At 65.2% G+C, this 23,575-nt stretch carries 27 protein-coding genes and 1 pseudogene; 26 read left to right on the plus strand and 2 right to left on the minus strand.

Going from position 1 to position 23,575, the window contains the following annotated elements; all coding sequences use genetic code 11:
• Positions 1-45: 45 nt before the first annotated feature.
• The 15 genes from AAEU42_RS12565 (at position 46) to rpoD (ending at position 12,254) form a co-directional block, all read left to right on the plus strand.
• A complete protein-coding gene (locus AAEU42_RS12565) occupies positions 46-735 on the plus strand; it encodes a permease prefix domain 1-containing protein (RefSeq protein WP_342233911.1) in 690 nt (229 codons plus the stop codon).
• Positions 732-1,358, plus strand: coding sequence for a hypothetical protein (locus tag AAEU42_RS12570; RefSeq protein ID WP_342233912.1), 627 nt, complete (start codon positions 732-734; stop codon positions 1,356-1,358). The genes AAEU42_RS12565 and AAEU42_RS12570 overlap by 4 nt, the downstream gene beginning before the upstream one ends.
• A 14-nt stretch (positions 1,359-1,372) precedes the next feature.
• Entirely contained in the window at positions 1,373-2,107 is a 735-nt protein-coding gene (locus tag AAEU42_RS12575) for a permease prefix domain 1-containing protein (RefSeq protein WP_342233913.1), read from the plus strand.
• Positions 2,104-2,754 (plus strand): hypothetical protein, encoded by a 651-nt coding sequence (locus tag AAEU42_RS12580; RefSeq protein ID WP_342233914.1) that lies wholly within the window; start codon positions 2,104-2,106, stop codon positions 2,752-2,754. The genes AAEU42_RS12575 and AAEU42_RS12580 overlap by 4 nt, the downstream gene beginning before the upstream one ends.
• 14 nt (positions 2,755-2,768) lie before the next feature.
• A complete protein-coding gene (locus AAEU42_RS12585) occupies positions 2,769-3,101 on the plus strand; it encodes a PadR family transcriptional regulator (RefSeq protein ID WP_342233915.1) in 333 nt (110 codons plus the stop codon).
• A gap of 5 nt (positions 3,102-3,106) precedes the next feature.
• Positions 3,107-3,832: a permease prefix domain 1-containing protein gene (locus tag AAEU42_RS12590; protein ID WP_342233916.1), complete on the plus strand. Its 726-nt coding sequence runs from the start codon at positions 3,107-3,109 to the stop codon at positions 3,830-3,832.
• Positions 3,829-4,509 (plus strand): hypothetical protein, encoded by a 681-nt coding sequence (locus tag AAEU42_RS12595; RefSeq protein ID WP_342233917.1) that lies wholly within the window; start codon positions 3,829-3,831, stop codon positions 4,507-4,509. The genes AAEU42_RS12590 and AAEU42_RS12595 overlap by 4 nt, the downstream gene beginning before the upstream one ends.
• Positions 4,510-4,638: 129 nt before the next feature.
• Positions 4,639-4,845 (plus strand): 50S ribosomal protein L31, encoded by a 207-nt coding sequence (gene rpmE, locus AAEU42_RS12600; protein ID WP_342233918.1) that lies wholly within the window; start codon positions 4,639-4,641, stop codon positions 4,843-4,845.
• A 92-nt stretch (positions 4,846-4,937) separates the two neighbouring features.
• Positions 4,938-5,438 carry a flavin reductase family protein gene (locus tag AAEU42_RS12605; RefSeq protein ID WP_342233919.1) on the plus strand — a complete coding sequence of 167 codons (501 nt, stop codon included), beginning with the start codon at positions 4,938-4,940 and terminating at the stop codon, positions 5,436-5,438.
• A 10-nt stretch (positions 5,439-5,448) separates the two neighbouring features.
• A complete protein-coding gene (gene hflX, locus AAEU42_RS12610) occupies positions 5,449-6,759 on the plus strand; it encodes a GTPase HflX (RefSeq protein ID WP_342233920.1) in 1,311 nt (436 codons plus the stop codon).
• 2 nt (positions 6,760-6,761) lie between these two features.
• Positions 6,762-7,295, plus strand: coding sequence for a GNAT family N-acetyltransferase (locus tag AAEU42_RS12615; protein WP_342233921.1), 534 nt, complete (start codon positions 6,762-6,764; stop codon positions 7,293-7,295).
• Positions 7,292-7,921: an IMPACT family protein gene (locus AAEU42_RS12620; protein ID WP_342233922.1), complete on the plus strand. Its 630-nt coding sequence runs from the start codon at positions 7,292-7,294 to the stop codon at positions 7,919-7,921. The genes AAEU42_RS12615 and AAEU42_RS12620 overlap by 4 nt, the downstream gene beginning before the upstream one ends.
• Before the next feature lie 108 nt (positions 7,922-8,029).
• Complete coding sequence (locus AAEU42_RS12625; RefSeq protein ID WP_342233923.1) at positions 8,030-9,034, plus strand: deoxyguanosinetriphosphate triphosphohydrolase; 1,005 nt, start codon at positions 8,030-8,032, stop codon at positions 9,032-9,034.
• Positions 9,035-9,129: 95 nt separating this feature from the next.
• Positions 9,130-10,911, plus strand: coding sequence for a DNA primase (dnaG, locus tag AAEU42_RS12630; RefSeq protein WP_342233924.1), 1,782 nt, complete (start codon positions 9,130-9,132; stop codon positions 10,909-10,911).
• A gap of 107 nt (positions 10,912-11,018) precedes the next feature.
• A complete protein-coding gene (gene rpoD, locus AAEU42_RS12635) occupies positions 11,019-12,254 on the plus strand; it encodes an RNA polymerase sigma factor RpoD (protein ID WP_342234028.1) in 1,236 nt (411 codons plus the stop codon).
• 159 nt (positions 12,255-12,413) lie between these two features.
• On the opposite strand, the gene AAEU42_RS12640 is transcribed toward rpoD, so the two are convergent.
• Both AAEU42_RS12640 and AAEU42_RS14590 read right to left on the minus strand, forming a co-directional pair.
• The gene (locus AAEU42_RS12640) at positions 12,414-12,941 is read right to left on the minus strand and encodes a hypothetical protein (RefSeq protein WP_342233925.1); all 528 of its coding nucleotides are present in this window, start codon (positions 12,939-12,941) and stop codon (positions 12,414-12,416) included.
• A pseudogene (locus AAEU42_RS14590) lies at positions 12,936-13,550 on the minus strand (collagen-like domain-containing protein); the annotation flags it as partial. The gene AAEU42_RS12640 and the pseudogene AAEU42_RS14590, both read right to left, overlap by 6 nt.
• 394 nt (positions 13,551-13,944) lie before the next feature.
• On the opposite strand from AAEU42_RS14590, the gene purE reads away from it, so the two are divergent.
• From purE to purD, 11 genes are all read left to right on the plus strand, one after another.
• On the plus strand, positions 13,945-14,442 hold the full coding sequence (gene purE, locus AAEU42_RS12645) for a 5-(carboxyamino)imidazole ribonucleotide mutase (RefSeq protein ID WP_342233926.1): 498 nt from the start codon (positions 13,945-13,947) through the stop codon (positions 14,440-14,442).
• Positions 14,443-14,453: 11 nt separating this feature from the next.
• A complete protein-coding gene (locus tag AAEU42_RS12650; RefSeq protein ID WP_342234029.1) occupies positions 14,454-15,014 on the plus strand; it encodes a GNAT family N-acetyltransferase in 561 nt (186 codons plus the stop codon).
• Between the two features lie 5 nt (positions 15,015-15,019).
• Entirely contained in the window at positions 15,020-15,730 is a 711-nt protein-coding gene (purC, locus tag AAEU42_RS12655; RefSeq protein ID WP_342233927.1) for a phosphoribosylaminoimidazolesuccinocarboxamide synthase, read from the plus strand.
• Between the two features lies 1 nt (position 15,731).
• Positions 15,732-17,180, plus strand: a complete 1,449-nt coding sequence (gene purF / locus AAEU42_RS12660) for an amidophosphoribosyltransferase (protein ID WP_342233928.1) — start codon at positions 15,732-15,734, stop codon at positions 17,178-17,180.
• A 10-nt stretch (positions 17,181-17,190) separates the two neighbouring features.
• The gene (gene purM, locus AAEU42_RS12665) at positions 17,191-18,228 is read left to right on the plus strand and encodes a phosphoribosylformylglycinamidine cyclo-ligase (protein WP_342233929.1); all 1,038 of its coding nucleotides are present in this window, start codon (positions 17,191-17,193) and stop codon (positions 18,226-18,228) included.
• On the plus strand, positions 18,225-18,860 hold the full coding sequence (purN, locus tag AAEU42_RS12670) for a phosphoribosylglycinamide formyltransferase (RefSeq protein WP_342233930.1): 636 nt from the start codon (positions 18,225-18,227) through the stop codon (positions 18,858-18,860). Before purM ends, purN begins: the two co-directional genes overlap by 4 nt.
• On the plus strand, positions 18,857-19,117 hold the full coding sequence (locus tag AAEU42_RS12675; protein ID WP_342233931.1) for a hypothetical protein: 261 nt from the start codon (positions 18,857-18,859) through the stop codon (positions 19,115-19,117). The genes purN and AAEU42_RS12675 overlap by 4 nt, the downstream gene beginning before the upstream one ends.
• A complete protein-coding gene (locus AAEU42_RS12680; RefSeq protein WP_425288219.1) occupies positions 19,092-19,802 on the plus strand; it encodes an IMP cyclohydrolase in 711 nt (236 codons plus the stop codon). Before AAEU42_RS12675 ends, AAEU42_RS12680 begins: the two co-directional genes overlap by 26 nt.
• Positions 19,803-19,817: 15 nt before the next feature.
• Positions 19,818-20,840 carry a DUF7662 domain-containing protein gene (locus tag AAEU42_RS12685; RefSeq protein ID WP_425288220.1) on the plus strand — a complete coding sequence of 341 codons (1,023 nt, stop codon included), beginning with the start codon at positions 19,818-19,820 and terminating at the stop codon, positions 20,838-20,840.
• 20 nt (positions 20,841-20,860) lie between these two features.
• A complete protein-coding gene (locus AAEU42_RS12690) occupies positions 20,861-22,039 on the plus strand; it encodes a phosphoribosylaminoimidazolecarboxamide formyltransferase (protein ID WP_342233934.1) in 1,179 nt (392 codons plus the stop codon).
• Between the two features lie 244 nt (positions 22,040-22,283).
• The gene (purD, locus tag AAEU42_RS12695) at positions 22,284-23,567 is read left to right on the plus strand and encodes a phosphoribosylamine--glycine ligase (RefSeq protein WP_342233935.1); all 1,284 of its coding nucleotides are present in this window, start codon (positions 22,284-22,286) and stop codon (positions 23,565-23,567) included.
• Positions 23,568-23,575: the final 8 nt, after the last annotated feature.

The raw sequence follows: 23,575 nt of genomic DNA on the forward strand, positions 1-23,575 counted from the left end.
GCCTGGGTGAAAGCGGAAGAATTTTGCGATAGAGTTGTCTCCAAAGTGCGCTGGGTCACCCAGGAGGAGCGGGAGACGATTTGGGAAGAGCTGGCGGGCCACCTGGCGGACCATGCCGAGGCGTTGGAGGAGGCCGGGAGAGCGGCGGAAGAGGCCGAGGAAATGGCCGTTGAGGCCATGGGAGACCCGGAGGAGATCGGTGAGGCTTTGCGGCGGCAGTACCCCTGGCGGTGGTGGTGGCTGTCCCGGATGGCCCTCATCCTCAATGTGATGGTGTGTGGAAGCCTGCTCGTCGGCCTGCTCTATGAGCCGCCGCCCCTGCTGGACAATCTGGCCTGCCGGTTTTTCCCCACCTGGCAGGGCAGCGACCTGGCGAGGCTCGGGGGCTTCGACCGGGTGGAGCGGCTGGACATCCGGGAGCGGGTGTCCTCCCACGTGGTGTACATATACGGCGTGGGGCTGACCGAGGATGGCCCGGCGGAGGCCAGGGCCGCCGTGACGCTGTGCGTCTACGACACCAGTCTGTTGGCCGGACCGGCCAAGGTTCCCTATGGCAGCATCTATTGGGAGACGGACACGGTGGATGGGCCGTACGCGCCAATGGAGCAGGAGCGCTACTATCTTCTGCGGGATATCCCGGTGCGACGGGGAGACGAGACAGTGACGGTGGTCTATGACACGGCGGGGGGAACGGCACGGATCCAGGTCCCCTTGCCCTGGGAGGAGAGGCCGTGAAGCGGCGGTATACGCCCCACCGGCGGGGGCTGGCCCTGCGCCGGCTCGCCTTTCTGCTGGCGGTATTGGTAGTCGGGGGGTTGCTGAACCGGTATCACGCCTTGCCTGTCATGGCCCTGCGGGATGTGGAGGAGCTCTGCAACACCGGGCCGCTGACCCTGGCGGTCCAGGAAAAGGGGCCTGGGAGGTATCGGAGGCTCTATTTGGCGGGGAATGAAAACGTGGTAGTACTCTGTGCGCCCCAGATGGGTCTGCGGGGCTGGACGGTGGATGAGCATCAGCTGACCTATTGCAGAGCGGAACGGGGCGGCGCCCTGACCGCTGGCCAGTGGGAGCTCCAGGGGACGCTCTATGTCTACGGCCGGCTGACCGACACCAGGGCGGCCTCCGCCCGGATCGTCCTGTGCTATGAGGACCGGGAGGAGCTTGGCCCGGTGATCGGGCCGGAGAACTGGACCCTTCGGAAGGACGGGCGCTATTTTATCCAGCCGGTGGCCGATATGCCGAACCGGGGCTGGCGGGACCAGCGGCCTGAGCCGGAAATCGCCGTGTACGACAGCAATGGGGCGGAGCTGGGCCGCTGGGGCGTCGCCCCAGGCGGGATGCTCTACACGATCCCGTGAGAGGAGGGGGCGGCGTGGACATAGAGAGCTTTTGCGCGGGGGTGCTGGCCCACGTGCCCAGGGCCACCCCGAAGGAACGGGAGGCGCTCCGGCGGGAGCTGGAGGGCCACGTGGAGGACCACGTGCTGGACCTGGAGGCGGCGGGCTGTGACACCGAACTGGCTGAGGCGCGGGCGGTGGCGGCCATGGGGGACCCGGAGGAGATCGGGCGGGCGCTGAATGCCCAGTTATCCCCCTTCTGGCTGTGGGCGGGACGGGGATGCAAGGCCGCCGTGGCCCTGCTGTGCCTGGTCCAGCTGGCGGGCGGCAGCTTTTTTGGGCTGAGCCGGGAGAACGTCCGGCGGTGGGAGGTCTGGAGGGCGGCCCAGGAGGAGCCGTGGACGCTGTGGACGGACTGGGAGCCCTATCCCGTGTCCAACAGGCTGGACATACGCACGCCCATCGGAAACGACGTGCTGTACATCTACCAGGTGGACGTGTCCCCGGTGGAACATATGGCCGCCGTCAAAATGGTGGCCTATGATATGGCGGGACCGGGCAGCGTGGCGGATTTCCACCGATACCTCACCGTGGAGACCCAGGGCGGGACGCCCCAGGAGCCGGTATGGGGCGGCTGGTCCGGAAATATGCCGTGGTATATCCGGCGCATCCACTATGAGCCGGGAGACACCTATTTCACCCTGCACTACGACCGCTTTGGGGAGCGGGTCTCCATCGACGTGCCGTTGTTCGGGGAGGTGGGGGAATGAGGAGGCGAACAATCACCCGGCGCGGGAAGGCCCTGCGCTGGGCGGCGGTCCTGGCGCTTGTGACGGCGCTGACGGCGTACCGGTACGATTTCAGCCCCGAGGGGGCCTGGCGGAGCCAGGCGGAGGGGCTGGGGACAGGGGCCGTCCAGGTGTTGTGGGAGCTGGAAAGCCCGAAGCTGGAGGGAACGGAAAACTGTCGGGTGACCCTTCTGGGCAGTGACCGGGCCCTGCTGTTGAGCGCCACCCGGTTCACCTGGCACTCGGGCTGGGCGGAGGGAGCCGCCGTGGCGGTGGATTGCTCCGGCCCGGCCCCACTCCACGGGGGATGGTGGCTGGTAGGGACCCCCGGGGCCGCCTGGCCGGAACAGCTCTGCTACGGCTATGGCCGGGTGGAGGACCCGGCGGTGGTCCGGGCGGAGTTCCGAATCTTTGACCAGGGGGCCGGAAAGGTGCTGCAAACCATTTCGGTTCCAAAAGAACAGTGGAAGCCAATCGATGGGAAGCCCTACTTTGTGGTGACCGCCCGGCCGGAGGGCTGGGAGGGGGCCGTGGGCCCCCTGTGGGTGGAACTGACGGGCTATGACGCCGCAGGGGCCGTCCTGGACCGGCGGACCGTTGGGGATATCAGCGCCGTGACGGCGTTTTAGAAAGGAGATCAGCCATGAAAAAGAGGACTATCGACCACACGGAGCTGCTGGTGCTTTCCCTGCTGGCGGGAGAGGACATGTACGGCTATCAGATTATCACCGAGCTGGCCCGGAGGAGCGACCACACCTTCGACATGAAGGAGGGGACCCTTTATCCCGTGCTCCACGGGCTGTGGAAGGACGGGCAGGTGGAGTGCTACGAGGCCGAGGCCCCCACGGGGCGGAAGCGGAAGTACTACCACCTGACCAAGAAGGGCCGGGACGCCCTGAAGGTGGAGACGGAGGAGTGGAAGGGCTACACCCACGGGGTGGACGCGGTGCTCTCCTATGTCCCGGCCCAGGGGTGACGGCCATGACGCGGGGAGAATTCTGCGCCAGGGTGCGAAAACACCTCAAACGGGCCACCGACGCCGAGTGGCAGTCCATCCGAAGGGAGATCCTGGGCCACGTTGAGGACCGAATGGAGGACTTTCAGCGGTCGGGCTTAGACCAGGGGGCGGCGGAGGTACGGGCGGTGGCGGCCATGGGGGAGCCGGAGGAGATCGGGGACGCGCTGAACCGGCAGCTTTCACCCTTCTGGCTGGTTTTGAGCCGGGTGAGCACCGTGTGCATTGTGCTTCTCTGCTTCGGGCTGCTGGGGTCGTCGCTGACGGGCTTTGCCCGCGTGTTTGACAACCTCCAGGCCCGGCTGGCTCCCGGCAGTGGGTTCCAGGGGCCGGAGGAGGGCTACGTCCGTCAGGAGGTGGACGTCCGGCTGTCCATCCGGTCGGATGTGCTGCGGGTCTATTGGGTGGATCTGTCGCCGGAAAAGGGGCTGGCGGAGGTGCACTACTGCCTCTATGACGAAAACCCCTTGGGCTATACGGCGAACAACGTCGACAATTATATCCGGGTACGGGAGCCGGACGGGATCTGGGGCCGGTACCCCGGCGGAGGACAGGGAGGCGCAGCCGTATGGTATTTGGAGCTGTCCGACGTGCCGGTGGAGCGGGGGCAGGAGACCATCACCCTGCGGTATGACCGGTTCGGGGACCACCTAACCCTGGAGATCCCGCTGGACTGGGGGGACGAGACATGAAAAAAGAGAAGAAAACGCCCACCCGGCGGCGGACCGCTTTGCGGCGGACGGCGGCGGCCTTTGTGATGCTGCTGGCGATGTGGCTTCTAAACGGCGGGAGCATCCTGCCCACGGGAGTTTTGCGCGTCCAGGCCGACGTCGAGGGAACGGGGCCTGTGGAGCTGGTAAAGGCTTTGGGACGGCTGCCGCTGAAGGGGCGCTATCGGAGGGTCTACCTCTCCGCTAACCAGGACGCGGTCCTGTTGAGCGCCGCGGCGCTTCATCTGACCATGGGCTGGCAGGAGTCCATGGGGGCGGGGCTGGACTGCTCCGAGGAGGGGCCGGTGCACATCGCCCGGTGGGCGGTCACTACCCGGGCGCCTGAAGGAGAGAGGGAGGGTTACGTCTACTTTTTCGGCCGGGTGGACGACCCCGGCATCCGGGAAGTGGGGGTCACCTACGGCCGCCGGGATGAGGCGGGCGAACTGACCATCCACGGATTTGAGGGCAGCCAGCTGACCTCTTCCCGAGAGGAGTGGGTTCGCTGGGGAGGCTACGACTATTTTGTGATGTCTTCCCCTTTGGACGTGGAGCGGCAGCAGGAAACGGCGGGAGACTATTACCTGTGCGTGGACGGATACATGGTCCAGCCGGACTTGAAGGTCAGCCAGTGGACCAGCACCTCTCTGGGGGATTGAAAAACCGTCCAAAAAGTTGAAAAAGGGCTTGCAATTTTGGAAAAGCCGTGGTATCATATCAAATGCGTTTATAAGGCGTGGAGGTTTGCTGCGCCGCCTTACCCGGAACGAGAAAGAGGTGAACCAAGCATGAGAGAAGGTATCCATCCCGACTACAAGCAGACTACCATCACTTGCGCCTGCGGCAATGTGATCGAGACCGGCTCCACCAAGGAGAACATCCGTGTCGAAGTCTGTTCCAAGTGTCACCCCTTCTTCACCGGCAAGCAGAAGATGGTGGACTCCGGTGGCCGTGTCAGCCGCTTCAACAAGAAGTTTGGCCTGGACAAGAAGTAAGTCAGGGAAATTTTTGGGCTCGTGCCGGTTACGGTACGGGCCCTTTTGCATATCATAGGAGTGCGCTAAATATGAAAATGGAGGGGAACGCCATGTTTCAGAAAATCGAGCCCAAGGAGCTGGACGCCAATTTCTTTTCCCTGCTCTCCCAGCGGTGGGGGCTGGTCACCGTGGCCGACGGGGCCGGGTGCAACCCCATGACCGTCAGCTGGGGCGGGACCGGGATCCTGTGGAACAAGCCCGTGGCTACCGTGTATATCCGGCCCCAGCGGTACACCTATGGACTGATGGAACAAAGCAAGTATTTTTCCTTGTCATTCCTGCCGGAGGAGCGCCACGACGCCATGGCCCTGTGCGGCAGCAAAAGCGGCCGGGATACGGATAAGGTAAAGGACTGCGGCTTGACAGTGTGCCGGGACCAGGCGGCCCCCTATTTTGAAGAGGCGGAGCTGGTGCTGGTTTGCCGGAAGCTCTATGCCCAGGACTTCGACCCTGGCTGCTTCGTTGACACCGAGCTGGATGGGAAGAACTATCCGGGGAAGGATTACCACCGGATGTATATCGGGGAGATCGAGGCAGTCCTCAAAAAGTAATGGAGGAACTATGTTCGAAAAAACATTTGACGACACAAAAATCAACCGGGCGGTGCTGTGCGGGCTGAACGCCGGGTGCCTCTCCCAGGAGGAAAACGCCAGCGAGGAGTCGCTGGAGGAGCTGGAGGCCCTGCTGGAGACGGCGGGGGGCGAGTGCGTGGGCACGGTCCTCCAGAACAAGGCCACCCCTGACCCCAGGACCTTTCTGGGGGAGGGGAAGGTGGAGGAGGTCAAAGCCCTGGTGGAGGCCTCCGGGGCCGACCTGGTGATCTTCGACAACGAGCTCTCCCCCTCCCAGCAGCGGGCCCTGACCGAGGCGCTGGGGGTGCAGGTATTGGACCGGTCCGCCCTCATCCTGGACATTTTCGCCCAGCGGGCGAGGACCAGTGAGGGGCGGCTCCAGGTGGAGCTGGCCCAGTATAAATACCTGCTGCCCCGGCTCACCGGCATGTGGGGCCACTTGGTGCGGCAGAACGCCGCCGGGGGCAAGTCCCCCATCGGCACCCGCGGCCCCGGCGAGACCCAGCTGGAGAGCGACCGGCGGCTCATCCGGGAGAAGATCACCCGGCTGGAGCGGGAGCTGAAGGAGGTCCGCCGGGTGCGGGCCACCCAGCGCCAGCGCCGGGAGAAGAACGAGGTGCCGGTGGTGGCCATCGTGGGATACACCAACGCCGGCAAGTCCACCCTCCTGAACGCCCTCACCGGCGCGGGCATCCCGGCCAACAACCGGCTGTTCGATACCCTGGACACCACCACCCGGACCCTGGAGCTGTCCGACACCTGCACGGTGCTCATCTCCGACACGGTGGGCTTCATCTCCAAGCTCCCCCACCATCTGGTGGAGGCCTTCAAGGCCACCCTGGAGGAGCTGGAGTACGCCGACCTGCTGCTCCATGTCATCGACGCCTCCCATCCCGACTGGCGGGAGCAGGCCGAGGTGGTGGAGCGGCTCATCACCGAGCTGGGCGCCTGGGAGACCCCCCGTGTGGATGTGTTCAACAAGGCCGACCTGCTGGACGGGGACATCCTGCCCCACGGGGAGGATATCGTCACCATCTCCGCCAAGACAGGGGCGGGGCTGGACAGCCTGGCGGACAAGCTGCGGGGCCGATTGGATCAGGGGGCCCACAAGGTGACCCTCCACCTGCCCTACGATCAGGGGGGGCTGATGGACATGCTCTACCGGGAGGCCAAGGTGGAGACGGTGGAGTACGGCGAGACCATCGAGGCCGTGGTGACCTGTACCCCCAAGGTGCTGGGCCGGGTCAAGGACTATATCACCGACGGCTGGACGCCGCCGAAGGAATTCTGGGAAGATTGACGATGGAACAGTTGGAGACAAAGCGGCTCATCCTGCGGCGGTTTGCCGAGGCGGATGCCGCCGACCTATATGAATACGCCAGCGACCCCCGGGTGGGTCCGGCGGCGGGGTGGCCCCCCCACAAGAGCCTGGAGGAGAGCCTGGAGATCATCCGGACGGTCTTTCAGGCGCCCCATATTTACGCCCTGGTGGACAAGGCCTCGGGGAAGGTCATCGGCTCGGCGGGCTTCGTGGACCGGCACAAGACCCTCCTGCCGGGGCCCGACGACGAGATCGGCTACGCCCTCAGCCCGGACTATTGGGGCCGGGGGCTCATGCCCGAGGCGGTGGAGGAGCTGCTGCGTTACGGCTTTGAGGAACTGGGCCTTCAGACCCAGTGGTGCGGCCATTACGACTTCAACGACAAATCCCGGCGGGTGGTGGAGAAGTGCGGCTTCCGCTACCGGTTCACCGACCGGGCCTGGGTGGAGCTGATGGGGGAGGAGCGCACCGAGCTCCACTACGCCCTTACCAAAGAGGAGTGGCAGGCCAGATGAGCGAGTATTACATCCCCACCGCCCCCAGCGAGACGGAATTCACCGAGAAGCGGTCCCGGTTCATCGGCCACGTGTGGCCGGTGGAGACCGAGGAAGAAGCCCGGGCCCGCATCGAGGAGATGAGGAAGCGCTACCACGACGCCCGGCACAACTGCTGGTGCTACCTCATCCGCCAGGGCGGCGTGGTCCGCTACTCCGACGATGGGGAGCCCCAGGGCACGGCGGGCCAGCCCATGCTGAACGTGTTCCAGCGGGAGGGGGTCACCAACGCGGTGTGCGTCTCCACCCGCTACTTCGGCGGCATCCTGCTGGGGGCGGGGGGCCTCACCCGGGCCTACACCCGCTCCGCCAAAGACGCCCTGGACGCCGCCGGGATCTCGGTGGTCCGGCCCTGGACGGTGGTGGAGGCAGACTGCCCCTATCCCTTTTTTGAGCGGGTGCGGCTGGAGATCCCCGCCCTGGGCGGCGTGGAGGGGGACCACGGCTTCGGCGCCCAGGTCACGGTCCGGGCCCTGCTCCCGGAGGGGGCGGCGGAGGAATTTGGCCAGCGGCTCCGGGAGCTCTCCGCCGGCGGATGCTCCCCCCGTGTGGTGGGGGAGGAGTGGAAAGCGGTCCCCAGGGGGTAGGAGAAAAAGCCCCTGGGCCGCTTTTCTCTATTTTTTGAAAAGAAAAAGAGGATTTTTGCTCCCGCCGTCGTATATAAATAATACGAGAAGCGGAGAGGGGGCACCCAGATGACCATTCGACAGCAGTTGGAAGAGCGGGAACGCAAGGACCTGTCTCCCTTTGCCTGCCTGTCGGCCAACTCCAAGGGACGCCGGCGGCCGGTGGAGCCCTGCCCGGTGCGGACCTGCTTTCAGCGGGACACCGACCGGATCGTCCACTGCAAGGCCTTCCGCCGGCTCAAGCACAAGACCCAGGTGTTCCTCCAGCCCGAGGGGGACCACTACCGCACCCGGATGACCCACACCCTGGAGGTGGCCCGGGTGGCCCGGACCATCGCCCGGGGCCTGGGGCTCAATGAGGATCTGACCGAGGCCGCCGCCTTCGGCCACGACCTGGGGCACACCCCCTTCGGCCACGCCGGGGAGCGGCTCCTCAACGAGATCATGCCGGGCGGCTTCCGCCACAACGAGCAGTCCCTCCGGGTGGTGGACCGGCTGGAAAACGACGGGGAGGGGCTGAACCTGACCTACGAGGTCCGCCGGGCCATCCTCTGCCACTCGGGCCCCGAGCTGGCCGAGACGCTGGAGGGCCGGGTGGTGCGGCTGTCGGACAAGATCGCCTATCTGAGCGCCGACATCGACGACGCCCTCCGGGGGGGCATCATCTACCCGCTGGACATCCCCGCCCACGTGGCCCAGGAGTTGGGGGACACCCACTCCGAGCGGATCAACACCCTGGTGATGGACATCATCACCGCCAGCCAGGGGAAGGACGACATCTGCCAGTCTCCCGAAAAGGGCCGGGCCATGGCCGACCTGCGGGAATTTATGTTCGAGTCGGTGTACCGCAACCCGGTGGCCAAGGGGGAGGAGGGGAAGGCCCAGGAGATGATCCGCCGCCTCTTCGACTACTACATGGCCGACCTGGACAAGCTGCCCCCGGAGTTCCAGGAGATCCGGGAGGGGGAGAGCCCGGAGCGGGCGGTCTGCGACTACATCGCCGGCATGACCGACGCCTACGCCGTGGAGCGGTACCTGGACCTCTTCATCCCCAAGTCCTGGACGGTGAAGTAGGGGAGGTTGGCGCCGCCCCCTGCCGGAAGGCTTGAGAAGCGACAATGGTATAACCTTGTCATAACTTGGAAATCATAGCCGAGAGGAGGCCATCCATGCCCATACCCGAACAATTTATCGATGAGCTGGTGGCCCGCAGCGAGATTTCCGAGGTGGTGGGCGAGTATGTCCACCTGACCCCCAAAGGGAGCAACCTGTGGGGCCTGTGCCCCTTCCACAATGAAAAGACCCCCTCCTTTTCCGTCTCCCGGGACAAGCAGATCTACCACTGCTTCGGCTGCGGCAAGGGGGGCGGTGTCATCTCCTTCGTCATGGAGCTGGAGCACCTCTCCTTCCCCGACGCCGTGCGCCATCTGGCCAAGCGGGTGGGGATGGAGGTCCCGGACACGGGGGGGGACGACGCCGGGCGGAAGAAGCTGCGCCGGGCGCTGGAGGCCAACAGGGAGGCCGCCCGGTTCTATCACGAACAGCTGAAGAGTCCAGGCGGTGCCGCCGTCCGGGATTATATCGCCCAGCGGCAGATCAGCCCCAGATTTGCCACCCGGTTCGGCCTGGGGGCCGCCCCCAGTGAGTGGGACGGCCTCACCAGGGCCCTCACCGCCAAGGGCTTCACCAAGATGGAGCTCATCGACGCGGGCCTCGCCGTGGCGGGGAAGAACGGCGGCATCTACGACAAGTTCCGCGCCCGCCTCATGCTCCCTGTCATCGACGTGCGGGGGGACGTGTGCGGGTTTACCAGCCGCATCCTACCGGGGCTGGAGGGGGCCAAATACCTCAACAGCCCGGACACGGTGTGCTTCAAGAAAAGCCGGCTGGTCTATGCCCTCAACTTTGCCAAGAACACCAAGCGGCCCAACCTCATTCTGGTGGAGGGCAACATCGACGTCATCACCCTCCATCAGGCGGGCTTCGACAACGTGGTGGCCACCATGGGCACCGCCCTCACCGAGGAGCACGCCCGCATCCTCTCCCGGTACACCAAGGAGCTGGTGCTCTGCTACGACAACGACTCCGCCGGGAAGAAATCCACCGACCGGGTGCTGGGCATTTTGAAGGACGCGGACATGAATGTGCGGGTCCTCCAGCTCCCCAATGCCGTGGACGCCGAGGGCAAGCCCCTCAAGCAGGACCCGGATGATTTCATCAAGAAGTTTGGCCCCGCCGCCTTTGAAAAGTGCCTGAACGGCAGCGCCGGACAGAACGATTATCAGCTGGATACCCTCCTGCAGGGGGCCGACCTGGCCACCGACGAGGGCCGCATGGCCTTTTTGAAGGCGGCGGTGGAGACGGTGGGCAAGCTGGCCAGCCCCATCGAGCGGGAGATCTACGGCAACAAGGCCGCGACCGCGGCGGGCATCTCGGGGGCGTCCTTCGCCCTGGAAGTGGAACGGTGGCGGAAGGGACGAGCCCGGCAGGAGCGGAAAAAAGAGGTCCGCCGGGACCTGACCCCTACCATGACCCTCCAGCCCAAGAGCCGGGAGCTGCGCTACGACAATATCCGCTCCGCCCGGGCGGAGGAGGGGGTCCTCCGGCTGGTGATGCTGGACCCGGCCCTCTTTGCCGAGGCCAAGGTGGACCCGGGGCGGTTTTCCTCCCCGGTGCTGGGGAAGGCCTTCACCCTCTTGAAAAGCCGCCATGACCAGGGACTCAGCGTTCAGCTTGGGGCGCTGGCGGGGGAGCTGACGGGGGACGAGATGAGCCATTTGACGGCGGTCCTGGACCAGCCGGAGTCCCTGGCCAATGGAAAATGGGCCATGACCGACTACATAAAGACGATCGAGACCGAGGCGGTGGCGCGGGAGAACCCCAAGAGCGGCGACGCCCTGCTGGAGCTTCGGGCCAAACAAAGAGAAAAGACAATGGAGGATGGACAATGAGCGAAAAGAAGACCACCGGCAAGGCCGCCGATAAACGGACCAAGGGCAAGGAGCAGGAGCCCGTCACCCTGTCCGCCGAGCAGATGGAGGCGGGCAAGGTCGAGCTGATGCGGCTCTTGGACGGCGTGCCCGGCGCGGAAAAAGTGGCCGATCTGCTGGACAAGGGCAAAAAGAAGGGCAAGCTGTCTGCCTCCGAGATGATGGAAGTCCTGGATGAGCTCAACCTGGAAGGCGAGCAGATGGACAAGATCTACGATGTCATGGAGAACCTGGGCATCGACGCCGCCGGGGACGAGGAGGACCTCCCCGCCCTGGCGGACCTGGCGGATCTGGCTGACGTGGACCTGGTGCCGCCCCCCGAGGAGATCGAGGAGCTGGAAGAGGTCACCGAGGAAGAGGTGGTGGATCCCGCCGCCCTGGCCGATTCCTTCGGCATCGACGACCCGGTGCGGATGTACCTCAAAGAGATCGGCAAGGTGGATCTGCTGACCGGCGAGGAAGAGGTGCAGCTGGCCCAGGACATGGGCCTGGGGGCCGAGGCCTCCGCCGCCCTGGCCGAGGCCGGGGACGACCTGGACCCCGAGGCCCGCAAAGAACTGGAAAAGGCCGTGAAGAAGGGGGAGCGGGCCAAGCAGCGGTTGGCCGAGGCCAACCTGCGGCTGGTGGTCTCCATCGCCAAGCGGTACGTGGGCCGGGGGATGCTTTTCCTGGACCTCATCCAGGAGGGCAACCTGGGCCTCATCAAGGCCGTGGAGAAGTTCGACTACACCAAGGGCTATAAATTCTCCACCTACGCCACCTGGTGGATCCGGCAGGCCATCACCCGGGCCATCGCCGACCAGGCTCGGACCATCCGCATCCCCGTCCACATGGTGGAGACCATCAACAAGGTCATCCGGGTCTCCCGCCAGCTCCTTCAGGAGCTTGGCCACGATCCCAGCCCCGAGGAAATCTCCGCCGAGATGGGGATGCCCGTGGACAAGGTGCGGGAGATTTTGAAGATCGCCCAGGAGCCCGTCAGCCTGGAGACCCCCATCGGCGAGGAGGAGGACTCCCATCTGGGGGACTTCATCCCCGACGAGGACGCCTCCGAGCCTGCCGAGGCCGCCAGCTACACCCTTTTGAAGGAACAGCTCATCGACGTGCTGGACACCCTCACCCCCCGGGAGGAGAAGGTGCTGAAGCTGCGCTTCGGCCTGGAGGACGGCCGCACCCGCACCCTGGAAGAGGTGGGCAAGGAGTTCAACGTCACCCGGGAGCGCATCCGCCAGATCGAGGCCAAGGCCCTGCGCAAGCTGCGGCATCCCAGCCGGAGCAAAAAGCTGAAGGACTTTTTGAACTGAGCGGAGGTGAGGGATGCCCTCTCCCGCGGGGCGTCCCGAATGGAGCGCAGTTTGCCCCGACGACGCGGCATCTCAGCCGGAGCGAGAAGCTGAAAGACTTTTTGAACTGAGATATCAATCACAAGGGAGGGACCGCCGTTGGCGGTCCCTCCCTTTGTCTTACGACGGAGGCAGAAGGATATCGGAGACGCGGAACACGGACAAGGTGCCTGTGAGAGAGAGGGGGCGGTTGGACTGGAAGTGGAGACGGAGATAGAAGGAGCCGGGGGAATTGTCCAGATAAATGCCGCAGACGCCCAACGGGGCACCGTCCACGGAGGCGTGGGCGGACGACGCGGCCATGCGGATGGGCAGGCGGCCCACCACGGGGGTGAGCTGGAACCAGTCTCCCGCCACGGCGTCCGAGGCCTGAACGGTGTAGCTGATGCAGAAGATGCCGTGCTGGTTGAGCAGGATGGTATTCTCGTCGTACTGCGGTACGATGCCCCCGCCGCTGAACAGGGGTTGGAAAACCAGATAGTCTCCATTGCTGTAAGCCTGGGCGCGGATCTGGGCGCTGACATAAGCGGTTGACAGCGTGCCGTCGGCCCCGCTGGGGCCGGTGGGACCGGTGGCACCGGTATTTCCAATGGGCCCAGTCGGTCCCGCGGGGCCCCGAGGCCCCTGCGGGCCTCGGGCGCCTTCCAACCCCTGGAGCCCAGGGGCGCCCTGCAAACCCTCCGGTCCCCGGGGGCCTGCGGGCCCCTCCGGTCCTTGGGGACCCTGGGCCCCCCTGGGGCCGTCCGCTCCCCGGGGACCCTGTGGTCCTGTCGGCCCTGTGGGGCCTTGGAGTCCAGCCGGGCCCTGGAGACCGGGGTTCCCCTGGGGGCCGGTGCCGCCCTGCGCTCCTTCGGGACCTTGGGGGCCCGTAGGACCCTGGGGTCCTTCCGGGCCTTGTGGCCCCTGGGCACCCTGGAGGCCGTTGGCGCCTCTGGGGCCCTGCGGACCTGTGGGACCCGTGTGTCCGGAGGGGCCCTGAGGCCCTGCCGGACCCCGGGCACCCTGACGGCCCTGGGTGCCGTCGATCCCCCGGGGCCCTTGGGGACCGGTGGGCCCGGCGGCGCCTTGAGGGCCTCTTGGCCCTTCCGGTCCCTGGGGCCCCTGGGCCCCTTCCGCTCCCCTGGGCCCCTGCGGTCCGGCCGGTCCCGCGGGGCCTGTATTCCCCCGGGGCCCGGTTGGACCGGCGGGGCCGGTGGGGCAGGGACAGCCCGGCTCCGGCCCTGGACAGGGGGGCGGGCAGAGATATGGATTGCTCATAGGTGTTCCTCCTAACGGTGGATTTGGGTATGGTTTCCCCGCCAGCCTATGCCGGCGGAACGGGGGGCGTGTTCCCGCCGAATCGTCGAAAAGAGACGGCCTTTTCGACACCGGCCTTGTGGGATTTTCTAAAAATGTCGAAGGTGGAGAAATTGGCGTTGCAATCCTTTGGGAAGTTCGATATAGTTAACGTGAAACAACGCTTGAAGAGGAGGCGAGGGGGATGACCGGCTGTCAGTTTTGGCAGGGCAGTGTAGCCGCCACCGGTGTGCCCTCCTGCTCCCGGCGGGGGGAGTCTGCCCTTTTTGCCGGGGCCTTCGAGCAAGCATAAGAGGACATGGCGCGTATGCGCCATGTCCTCTTTCATTTTTTGATTGGGATCAGGAGGAACAATATGAAAAAGGTCGCTATCATCATGGGAAGTGACAGTGATTGGCCGGTGGTAAAGGCCGCCGCCCAGCAGCTAAAGGCTTGGGACATCCCCTTTGAGGCCCATATTCTAAGCGCCCACCGCACCCCGGAACAGGCGGCCCGGTTTGCCCAGGCCGCCCGGTCCGAGGGCTTCGGGGTCATCATCGCCGCCGCCGGCATGGCCGCTCATCTGGCGGGCGTGTTGGCGGGAAACACCACCCTGCCCGTCATCGGTATCCCCATGAGGGGGGGCGCCGCCGACGGCCTGGATGCCCTGCTGGCCACGGTACAGATGCCCTCCGGCGTGCCGGTGGCCACGGTGGCGCTGAACGGCGCCAAGAACGCCGCGGTGCTGGCGGCCCAGATGTTGGCCGTCACCGATGAGGCCCTGGCCGCCAAGCTGGCTGCGACCAAGGAGGACATGAGAGCCCAGATCGCCCAAAAGGATGCCGCCCTCCAAGCCGAACTGGCCGGGCTGTAAGCGCCGTGGACATGGAGCGGGACGGCCTGCGCCTGATCCCTGCCCACCCCGATCTGGCGGAGGCCCTGGCGGACTTTTACCGCCGGAACCGGGAGGCGTTTCAGTACATTGACCCGGTGCGGGCCGGGGATTTCTTTACGCCGGAACACCAGCGGGCGGCCCTGGAGCGGGAACTCCGGGACTGGCAGGAGGGGCAAAGCAGGCGGTTCTATCTGGAGCGGACGGAGGCGCCGGGGCGGATCGTGGGACTCATCGGTCTGAACAATATCATCTGGGGCGCCTTTCGTTCGGCCTTCCTGGGCTATAAATTGGACGCCCAGTGCTGGAGCAGAGGTTGGATGACCCAGGCCGTGGGTCTGGTGACCCGGTTCGCCTTTCAGGAGTTGGGCCTCCACCGGATCGAAGGAAACGTGATGCCCCGGAACAAGGCCTCGATCCGGGTGCTGGAGAAAAACGGATACCGGCCCGAGGGGATGGCGCGGAGCTATTTGGAGATCAACGGAGTGTGGGAGGACCACATTCACATGGTAAAGCTGGCGGAAGATCAGGACGAGAATAAAGAAGGAGATTGATTAAAATGGAGAAGAGAGAGCAGCTGTACGAGGGCAAGGCTAAGAAGGTTTACGCCACCGACGACCCCAACCTGGTCATCGTGGACTATAAGGATGACGCCACCGCCGGCAACGGCGCCAAGAAGGGCACCATCCGGGGCAAGGGCGTGGTGAACAACAAGGTCACCAATTCCCTGATGCGGATGCTGGAAAAGGAGGGCGTGCCCACCCACTTCGTGGAGGAGCTGTCCGACCGGGAGACCTTGGTGAAGAAGGTCTCCATCGTGCCCCTGGAGGTCATCGTGCGCAATGTGGCCGCCGGGTCCTTCACCGCCCGGCTGGGGGTGAAGGAGGGCACCCGGTTCGACCAGCCCACCCTGGAGTACAGCTTCAAGGACGACGACCTGGGCGACCCCCTCATCAACCACTACCACGCCCTGGCCCTCAAGGCGGCCACCGTGGAGGAGATGAAGACCATCGACACCTACGCCTTCCAGGTCAACGAGGTACTCAAGAATTACCTCAGGCAGTACAACATCGATCTCATCGACTTCAAGCTGGAGTTCGGCCGCCTTTCCGACGGCACCATCGTCCTGGCCGACGAGATCAGCCCCGACACCTGCCGCTTCTGGGACGCCACCACCGGCGCCCACCTGGACAAGGACCTGTTCCGCCGGGACCTGGGGGGCGAGGTGGAGGCCTACCAGGAAGTCATGAAGCGCCTGCTGGGGGAGTAAGATGAGCGCCATTTGGGACAAGCTCCACGAGGAGTGCGGCGTCTTCGGCCTCTACGACGTGGGGGACATTGAGGACATTATCGCGGACACCTACTACGGCCTCTACGCCCTCCAGCACCGGGGGCAGGAGAGCTGCGGCATGGCGGTGAACGACGACGGGGTCATCCAGCTCCACAAGGACGTGGGGTTGGTCAGCGAGGTCTTTTCCCGGGAGGTGCTGGAGCGCCTGCCCCGGGGGAAGATGACGGTGGGCCACTGCCGCTACGCCACCACCGGCACCCGCAGCGCCTCCAACGCCCAGCCCTTAGTGGTGCGGCACGTGAAGGGCTCCATGGCCCTGGCCCACAACGGCAACCTCACCAACGCCGCAGAGCTGCGGCGGGAGTACGAGATGCAGGGGGCCATCTTCCACTCCACCAGCGACACCGAGGTCATCGCCTACACCATCACCCGCCACCGGCTCCAGGCCGCCTCCATCCAGGAGGCGGTGGTGGGGGCCATGGCGGAATTGAAGGGGGCCTACTCCCTGGTCATCATGTCCCCACGGAAGCTCATCGCCGCCCGGGACCCCATGGGGTTCCGGCCCCTGTGCATGGGCCGGCTGGGGGAGAGCGTGGTCTTCGCCAGCGAGAGCTGCGCCCTGGACGCCATCGGCGCCGTGTTCGTCCGGGACATCGACCCGGGGGAGGTGGTGGTGGTCTCCGACGGGGGGAGCGTGGAGTCCATCCGCACCCACTGCGCGGGGGAGCGGCGGGCCTTCTGCTCCTTTGAGTACATCTATTTTGCCCGCCCGGATTCCGTCATCGACGGCTCCGCCGTCCACACCGCCCGCCAGCGGGCGGGGGCCCTGCTGGCACTCTCCCACCCCGTCCAGGCCGACGTGGTGGTGGGGGTGCCCGACTCCGGGCTGGACGCCGCCCTGGGCTACGCCCAGCAGAGCGGCATCCCTTACGGCATGGGCTTTTTGAAGAACAAGTACATCGGCCGCACCTTTATTGCCCCCAACCAAAAGCAGCGGGAGAACGACGTGCGCATCAAGCTGAACCCCATCGCCGCCACGGTGAAGGACAAGCGGGTGGTGCTGGTGGACGACTCCATCGTCCGGGGCACCACCAGCCTGAAAATCGTCAAGCTCCTGCGGGAGGCCGGGGCCAGGGAGGTCCACATGCGCCTGTCGGCGCCCCCCTTCCTCTACCCCTGCTACTTCGGCACCGACATCGACTCCAGCGAGAACCTCATCGCCTACAAGCACTCGGTGGAGGAGATCGCCCAGATCATCGGGGTGGACTCCCTGGGCTTCCTGCCCGTGGAGGACCTGCCCAAGCTCCCCGAGGGGGGCTGCGGCGGGCTGTGCGACGCCTGCTTCACCGGCAACTACCCGGTGGAGCCCCCCAAGGCCGGGGCCAAGAGCAAGTTTGAGAACAAATTCTCCGAGAGCACCGGGGATTGAGGAGGGTACCATGGAGAAGAGTTTTTCCGAGAGCTACAAGGCCGCCGGGGTGGACATCACCGCCGGGTACCAGGCCGTGGAGCTGATGAAGGCCCACGTGGGCCGCACCATGATCCCCGGCGTGCTGGGGGGGCTGGGCGGCTTCGGCGGCCTCTTTGAGCTGGACGTTCAGGACATGCCCCACCCGGTGCTGGTCTCGGGCACCGACGGGGTGGGCACCAAGCTGAAGCTGGCCTTTTTGCTGGACAAGCACGACACCGTGGGCATCGACTGCGTGGCCATGTGCGTCAACGACGTGCTGGCCTGCGGGGCCAGGCCCCTGGTGTTTCTGGATTACATCGCCTGCGGGAAGAACGTCCCGGAGTGCGTCGCCGCCATCGTCTCCGGCGTGGCCGAGGGCTGCGTCCAGGCGGGCTGCGCCCTGGTGGGGGGGGAGACCGCCGAGATGCCCGGGTTCTACCCCGAGGACGAGTACGACCTGGCTGGCTTCACCGTGGGGGCCGTGGACAAGTCCAAAATTTTGGACAACAGCAAAATGGCGGCGGGGGACGTGATTTTGGCCCTGCCCTCCTCCGGCGTCCACTCCAACGGCTTCTCCCTGGTGCGGAAGGTCTTTGACTTGGAGGGGAAAGACCTTCATCGGAACGTGCCCGAGCTCTCCGGCGAGCTGGGGCCCGCCCTGCTCACCCCCACCAAAATCTATGTGAAGCCCGTCCTCAAGCTGATGGAGTCGGTGGCGGTCCACGGCGTCAGCCACATCACCGGGGGCGGGTTCTACGAGAACATCCCCCGGTGTCTCCCTGACGGCCTGAGCGCCAAGATCCGGCGGAAGGCCGTCCGGGTCTCCCCCCTCTTCGACCTCATCGCCAGGGAGGGGGATATCCCGGAGCGGGACATGTTCAACACCTTCAACATGGGCGTTGGCATGGCCCTGGTGGTGCCCGCCGCCGACGCGGACAAGGCAGTCGACCTTTTGAAGGCCGAGGGCCAGGAGGCCTACCCCATGGGGGAGATCGTCCCCGGCGAGAAGGGCGTGGCGCTGGTATGACCAACATCGCTGTGCTGGTCTCCGGGGGCGGCACCAACCTCCAGGCCCTTTTGGACGCCCAGAGCAGGGGGGAGCTCCCCGGCGGGCGCATCTCCCTGGTGGTGTCCAGCAGGCCCGGGGCCTACGCCCTGGAGCGGGCGGGTCGGGCCGGGGTGGAGGCCGTCACGGTGGCCCGGGGGGACTACCCGGACACCGACGCCTTCTGTGCCGCCCTGCTGGACGTGCTGAAGGCCCACCACACCGGCCTTGTGGTGCTGGCGGGCTTTTTATCCATCCTGAACGGGGCTTTTATCGCCGCCTATGAAAACCGTATCATCAACGTCCACCCCAGCCTTATCCCCGCCTTCTGCGGGAAGGGTTATTACGGCCTGAAGGTCCACGAGGCGGCCCTGGAGCGGGGGGTGAAGGTCACCGGCGCCACTGTCCACTTCGTCAACGAGGGGGCGGACGAGGGGCCAATCATCCTGCAAAAGGCGGTTGACATCCTGCCGGGGGACACCCCGGAAACGCTGCAAAAACGGGTCATGGAGGAGGCGGAGTGGAAGCTCCTGCCCCGGGCCGTGGCCCTCTTCTGCGCCGGACGGCTGGCCGTGGAGGGCAGAACAGTACGAATCAAGGAGGATGGCGTATGAAGCCGATGGAACGCCTGGTGGGCGTGGTCGCCGCCGGGTTTTTGCTCCTGTTTGGGATTTATTTGACTTACGGCTACCATTTTGGCCCGTTCGGGCAGATATCTCTGCTATTTGGCGGGGCCGCAGCGATCGCCGGGCTTGTGGTCCTGGTGCGTGAGGTGGGCCTTTACATTTTTCATCTGCTTCCCCCGGAGGACTTCACCGGGAGTGAGCCCACAAAGAAAGAAGAGGATGAGGAACATGGAACAACTGACTGAGCTTTTGGCCGCCAACCCTTATCCCGGCCGGGGTATCACCCTGGGGCGGTCCGCCGACGGGAACCGGGCGGTGGTGGTCTATTTCATCATGGGCCGCAGCGAGAACAGCCGCAACCGGGTCTTTGAGGAGACCGCCGACGGCATCTGCACCAGGGCCTTTGACGAGAGCAAGATGACCGATCCCTCCCTCATCATCTACCACCCGGTGCGGACGTTTGGCCGGGGATTGGTGGTCACCAACGGGGACCAGACCGACACGGTGGTGGAATTTTTGAAGGAAGGAAGGCCCTTTGAGCAGGCCCTCCGCACCAGGGAATTCGAGCCGGACGGCCCCAACTGGACCCCCCGCATCTCCGGCCTGCTGGCTCCGGATGGGAGCTATAAGCTTTCCATTTTAAAGGCGGCCGATGCCGCGGGCTCCGCCTGCGTGCGGGAGACCTTCGAATATCCCGCGCTCCCCGGCACCGGCCATTTCATCAGCACCTACGAGACCGACGGCGACCCGCTGCCCTCCTTCCGGGGGGAGCCGAAGACGGTTTCCCTGGGAAATGAGAGCGCCAAAGCCCTGGCGGACCAAGTGTGGGCCGCCCTCAACGCAGACAACAAGGTCTCCCTTTTCGTCCGCACGGTGGAGCTGGAGAGCGGGAAGACCGAAACCGCCATCATCAACAAACACCAGGCGTAAGAGGAGAGAAAAGCCGTGCCTAAGGGAGATAAATACGCGGTTTTGACCGATTATCTGATAAAAAACGGCGGAGAAAGACGGTCCATGACCTTTGATATGCTGGAGGGGATCTGTGGTCTGCCCGCTTCCGCGTATCAATATCCCGCCTGCTGGGTCAATTCTGCCCAAAACTCTCTGTGCCATGGTTGGCTTTTGGCCGGTTATGTGGTAGAGCAGTGCTCCATTCCCGCCCGGCAGGTCACCTTCCGCCGGGACCCGAAGCTGGCAAGGGAATATTTGGAACAGGAGAGCCGCCGCGCGCCCGGCTGTGGACCTTCCCGAAGGCGGACGGCCTCCGCGGATAAGGGAGCGGAGCCGGAAGCTCTGCTGAGGGCGGGAGAGGGCTTCCTGGAGCGGATGGAGGATGACCCTCACGCCCGTTATCGGTTCTGGGAACACTGTTATTTGGCTTTCTCCGCCGCCCGGAAGGGATCGGCGGACCTGGACTTTCTGTCCCTCCATCTGGCCTGGTATTTGGCTAGCTGGGGGATGCTGCGGGGTGGGGCCTTTCTACTGCAAAAGGACTACAAGATACATCTTCCGGCGGCGGCGCTTCTTTTGGAGGACCGCTGGTCCTCTCTGACGGAGCTGGGCCGGGGATCACTGGCGCGGGGCGACTTTGCCGGGCAAGTGATGGAGCTGTCAGGAGAACTGAGCCAAACCTACCGCAGAGAGGCGGGGGAGACGCCCTCAGACACGCTGCTGACCAAGATCCTTTTGGGCACATTGGGCTGCGTCCCGGCCTATGACCGCTATTTCAAATGGGCGGCCCGAGAGACCGGAGTGGCGCGCGGGGCCTTTTCCAAAGGATCTCTTCAAGCGCTGGGACGGCTCTATGCCGGGCATTGGGAGGCCTGGGAGGCCCTGCGGGAGAAGTGCTCCCGGCGGGTCGTATATCCGCCGATGAAAATCATAGATATGTGTCTCTTCCAGTATAGCCTGGAGCGCCAGCCCAAGCTTGGGGCGGGAAAGGGAGAGGCAGATCAAGTATTTGTCTGATCGGGAAAGGAATGTGACAGATGACAGAACTGGAACTGAAATACGGCTGCAACCCAAACCAGAAGCCCGCCCGCATTTTCGTGGAGGAGGGGGAGCTGCCCGTCACCGTGCTGGGCGGCAAGCCGGGCTACATCAACTTCATGGACGCCCTCAACTCCTGGCAGCTGGTGCGGGAGGCAAAGCAGGCCACCGGTCTGCCTGCCGCCGCCTCCTTCAAGCATGTCTCCCCGGCGGGGGCGGCCCTGGGCCTGCCTCTGGACGATGTATTGAGGCGGATGTACTTTGTGGACGACGCCATTGAATTGACCCCCATCGCCTGCGCCTACGCCAGGGCCCGGGGGGCGGACCGCATGAGCTCTTACGGCGACTGGGCCGCCCTGTCCGACGTGTGCGACGCGGCCACCGCGAGGCTCCTCCAGCACGAGGTGTCCGACGGTATTATCGCCCCCGGCTATACTGACGAAGCCCTGGCCATCCTGAAAGGGAAGAAGAAGGGCAATTACAACGTGGTGCAAATCGACCCCGCCTATGAGCCCCCCGCCCTGGAGCGCAAGCAGGTCTTCGGCGTGGTCTTCGAGCAGGGGCACAACACCGTGACCTTCGGCGAGGAGGCCTTTGCCAACATGCCCACCCGCAACAAGACCCTGACGGCGGAGCAGAAGCGGGACCTCACCCTCTGCCTCATCACCCTCAAGTACACCCAGTCCAACTCCGTGTGTTACGCCAGCGGCGGGCAGGTCATCGGCGTGGGGGCCGGCCAGCAGAGCCGCATCCACTGCACCCGTCTGGCGGGGAACAAGGCCGACCTGTGGCAGCTTCGCCACCATCCCAAGGTGCTGGGCCTGCCCTTCCTGCCCACTCTGGGCCGGGCGGACCGGGACAACACGGTGGATTTGTACCTCTCCGACGAGGAGAGCGGCGACGTGCTGGACGAGGGCAAGTGGCAAAGCCGCTTCACCGTCTGCCCGGAGCCCTTCACCAGCGCCGAGAAGCGGGCGTATCTGGACACTGTCACCGGCGTGTGCCTGGGCTCCGACGCCTTCTTCCCCTTCGGGGACAACGTGGAGCGGGCCCACCGCAGCGGCGTCACCGCCATCGTCCAGCCCGGCGGGTCCATCCGGGACGACAACGTGATCGAGACCTGCGACAAATACGGCATCGCCATGGCATTCAACGGGCTGAGGCTGTTCCATCATTAAGGCGGGGGCGGGCGGATGCTATCCGCCCCTACAGGGGTGTCCGCGCTGGCGTAGGTTCGGATGCGAGTAGCCCCGACAAGGGTATCCACGCTGGCGTGGGTTTCGGATGCGAGTCGGCCCGACAAGGGTATTCGCACCGGCATGGGTTTAGATGCGAGCCGCCCCGACAAGGGCAAAGGCGTTGGCGTAGGGGCGGATAGTATCCGCCCGTTGAGCTTCACATGACGCAAGAGGGTGTGTTGAAATGAAAATATTAGTGGTTGGCGGCGGAGGGCGGGAGCACGCCATCCTCCGCAAGCTGAAAGAAAACCCGGAGGTGACCGAGCTGTACGCCGCCCCCGGCAACGGCGGCATCGGCTACGACGCCGTGCGGGTGCCAATCTCCGCCACCGACGTGGAGGCCATCGCCAAATGGTGCTCCCTGGAGGGGATGGACTACGTGGTGGTGGCCCCCGACGACCCCCTGGCCCTGGGGCTGGTAGACCTTTTGGAGGAGCGGGGCATCCCTGCCTTCGGCCCCAACAGGGCCGCCGCCCGCATCGAGGCCAGCAAGGCCTTCGCCAAGGACCTGATGAGGAAATACCACATCCCCACCGCCGCCTATGAGACCTTCACGGAGGTGGAACAGGCAAAGGCCTATCTGGAACAGAACGAGGCCTGGCCCATCGTGGTGAAGGCCGACGGGCTGGCTCTGGGCAAGGGCGTGCTCATCTGCCAGGACAGGGCCGAAGCCATTGCCGCCGTGGAGGAGATGATGGTGGGGGGGAAGTTCGGCGCCTCGGGGGCCACGGTGGTCATTGAGGAGTTTTTGACCGGCCCGGAGGTCTCCGTCCTCTCCATCACCGACGGCAAGACCCTGGTGCCCATGGTGTCCTCCATGGACCACAAGCGGGCCCTGGACGGGGACCGAGGGCTCAATACCGGGGGCATGGGCACCGTCGCCCCCAACCCCTACTACACCCCGGAAATCGCCGCCGAGTGCATGGAGAAGATTTTTCTGCCCACCATGGAGGCCATGAACGCCGAGGGGCGGACCTTCAAGGGCTGTCTCTACTTCGGGCTGATGCTCACCCCCAAGGGGCCCAAGGTCATCGAGTACAACTGCCGCTTCGGCGACCCGGAGACCCAGGTGGTGCTCCCCCTGCTGGAGACCGACCTCTACACCGTCATGCGGGCGGTGACCGACGGCACGTTGGGGGAGCTGGACGTGACATTCTCTGACCGGCACGCCGCCTGCGTGGTGCTGGCCTCCGGGGGCTACCCCGGCACATATGACAAGGGTATCCCCATTACGGGTCTCATGGACGGTCAGCTCCCCAGCTCCGACGCGGCCGTCTACCACGCCGGCACCGCCCTGGAGGGGGAATCCCTTGTGACGGCAGGGGGGCGGGTCCTGGGGGTCACAGCTCTGGGGGATACCCTGGAGGAGGCTGTTTCCAAAGCCTATAATGCCGTAAAGGAGATTTCCTTTGCGGGGATGCACAAGCGAAACGACATCGGGGCCAGGGCGCTGGCCGCGAAAAACTAGGAGGGACG

The organism is Pseudoflavonifractor phocaeensis (genome assembly GCF_038439875.1).
In the GTDB taxonomy this organism is placed as follows: Bacteria; Bacillota; Clostridia; order Oscillospirales; family Oscillospiraceae; genus Vermiculatibacterium.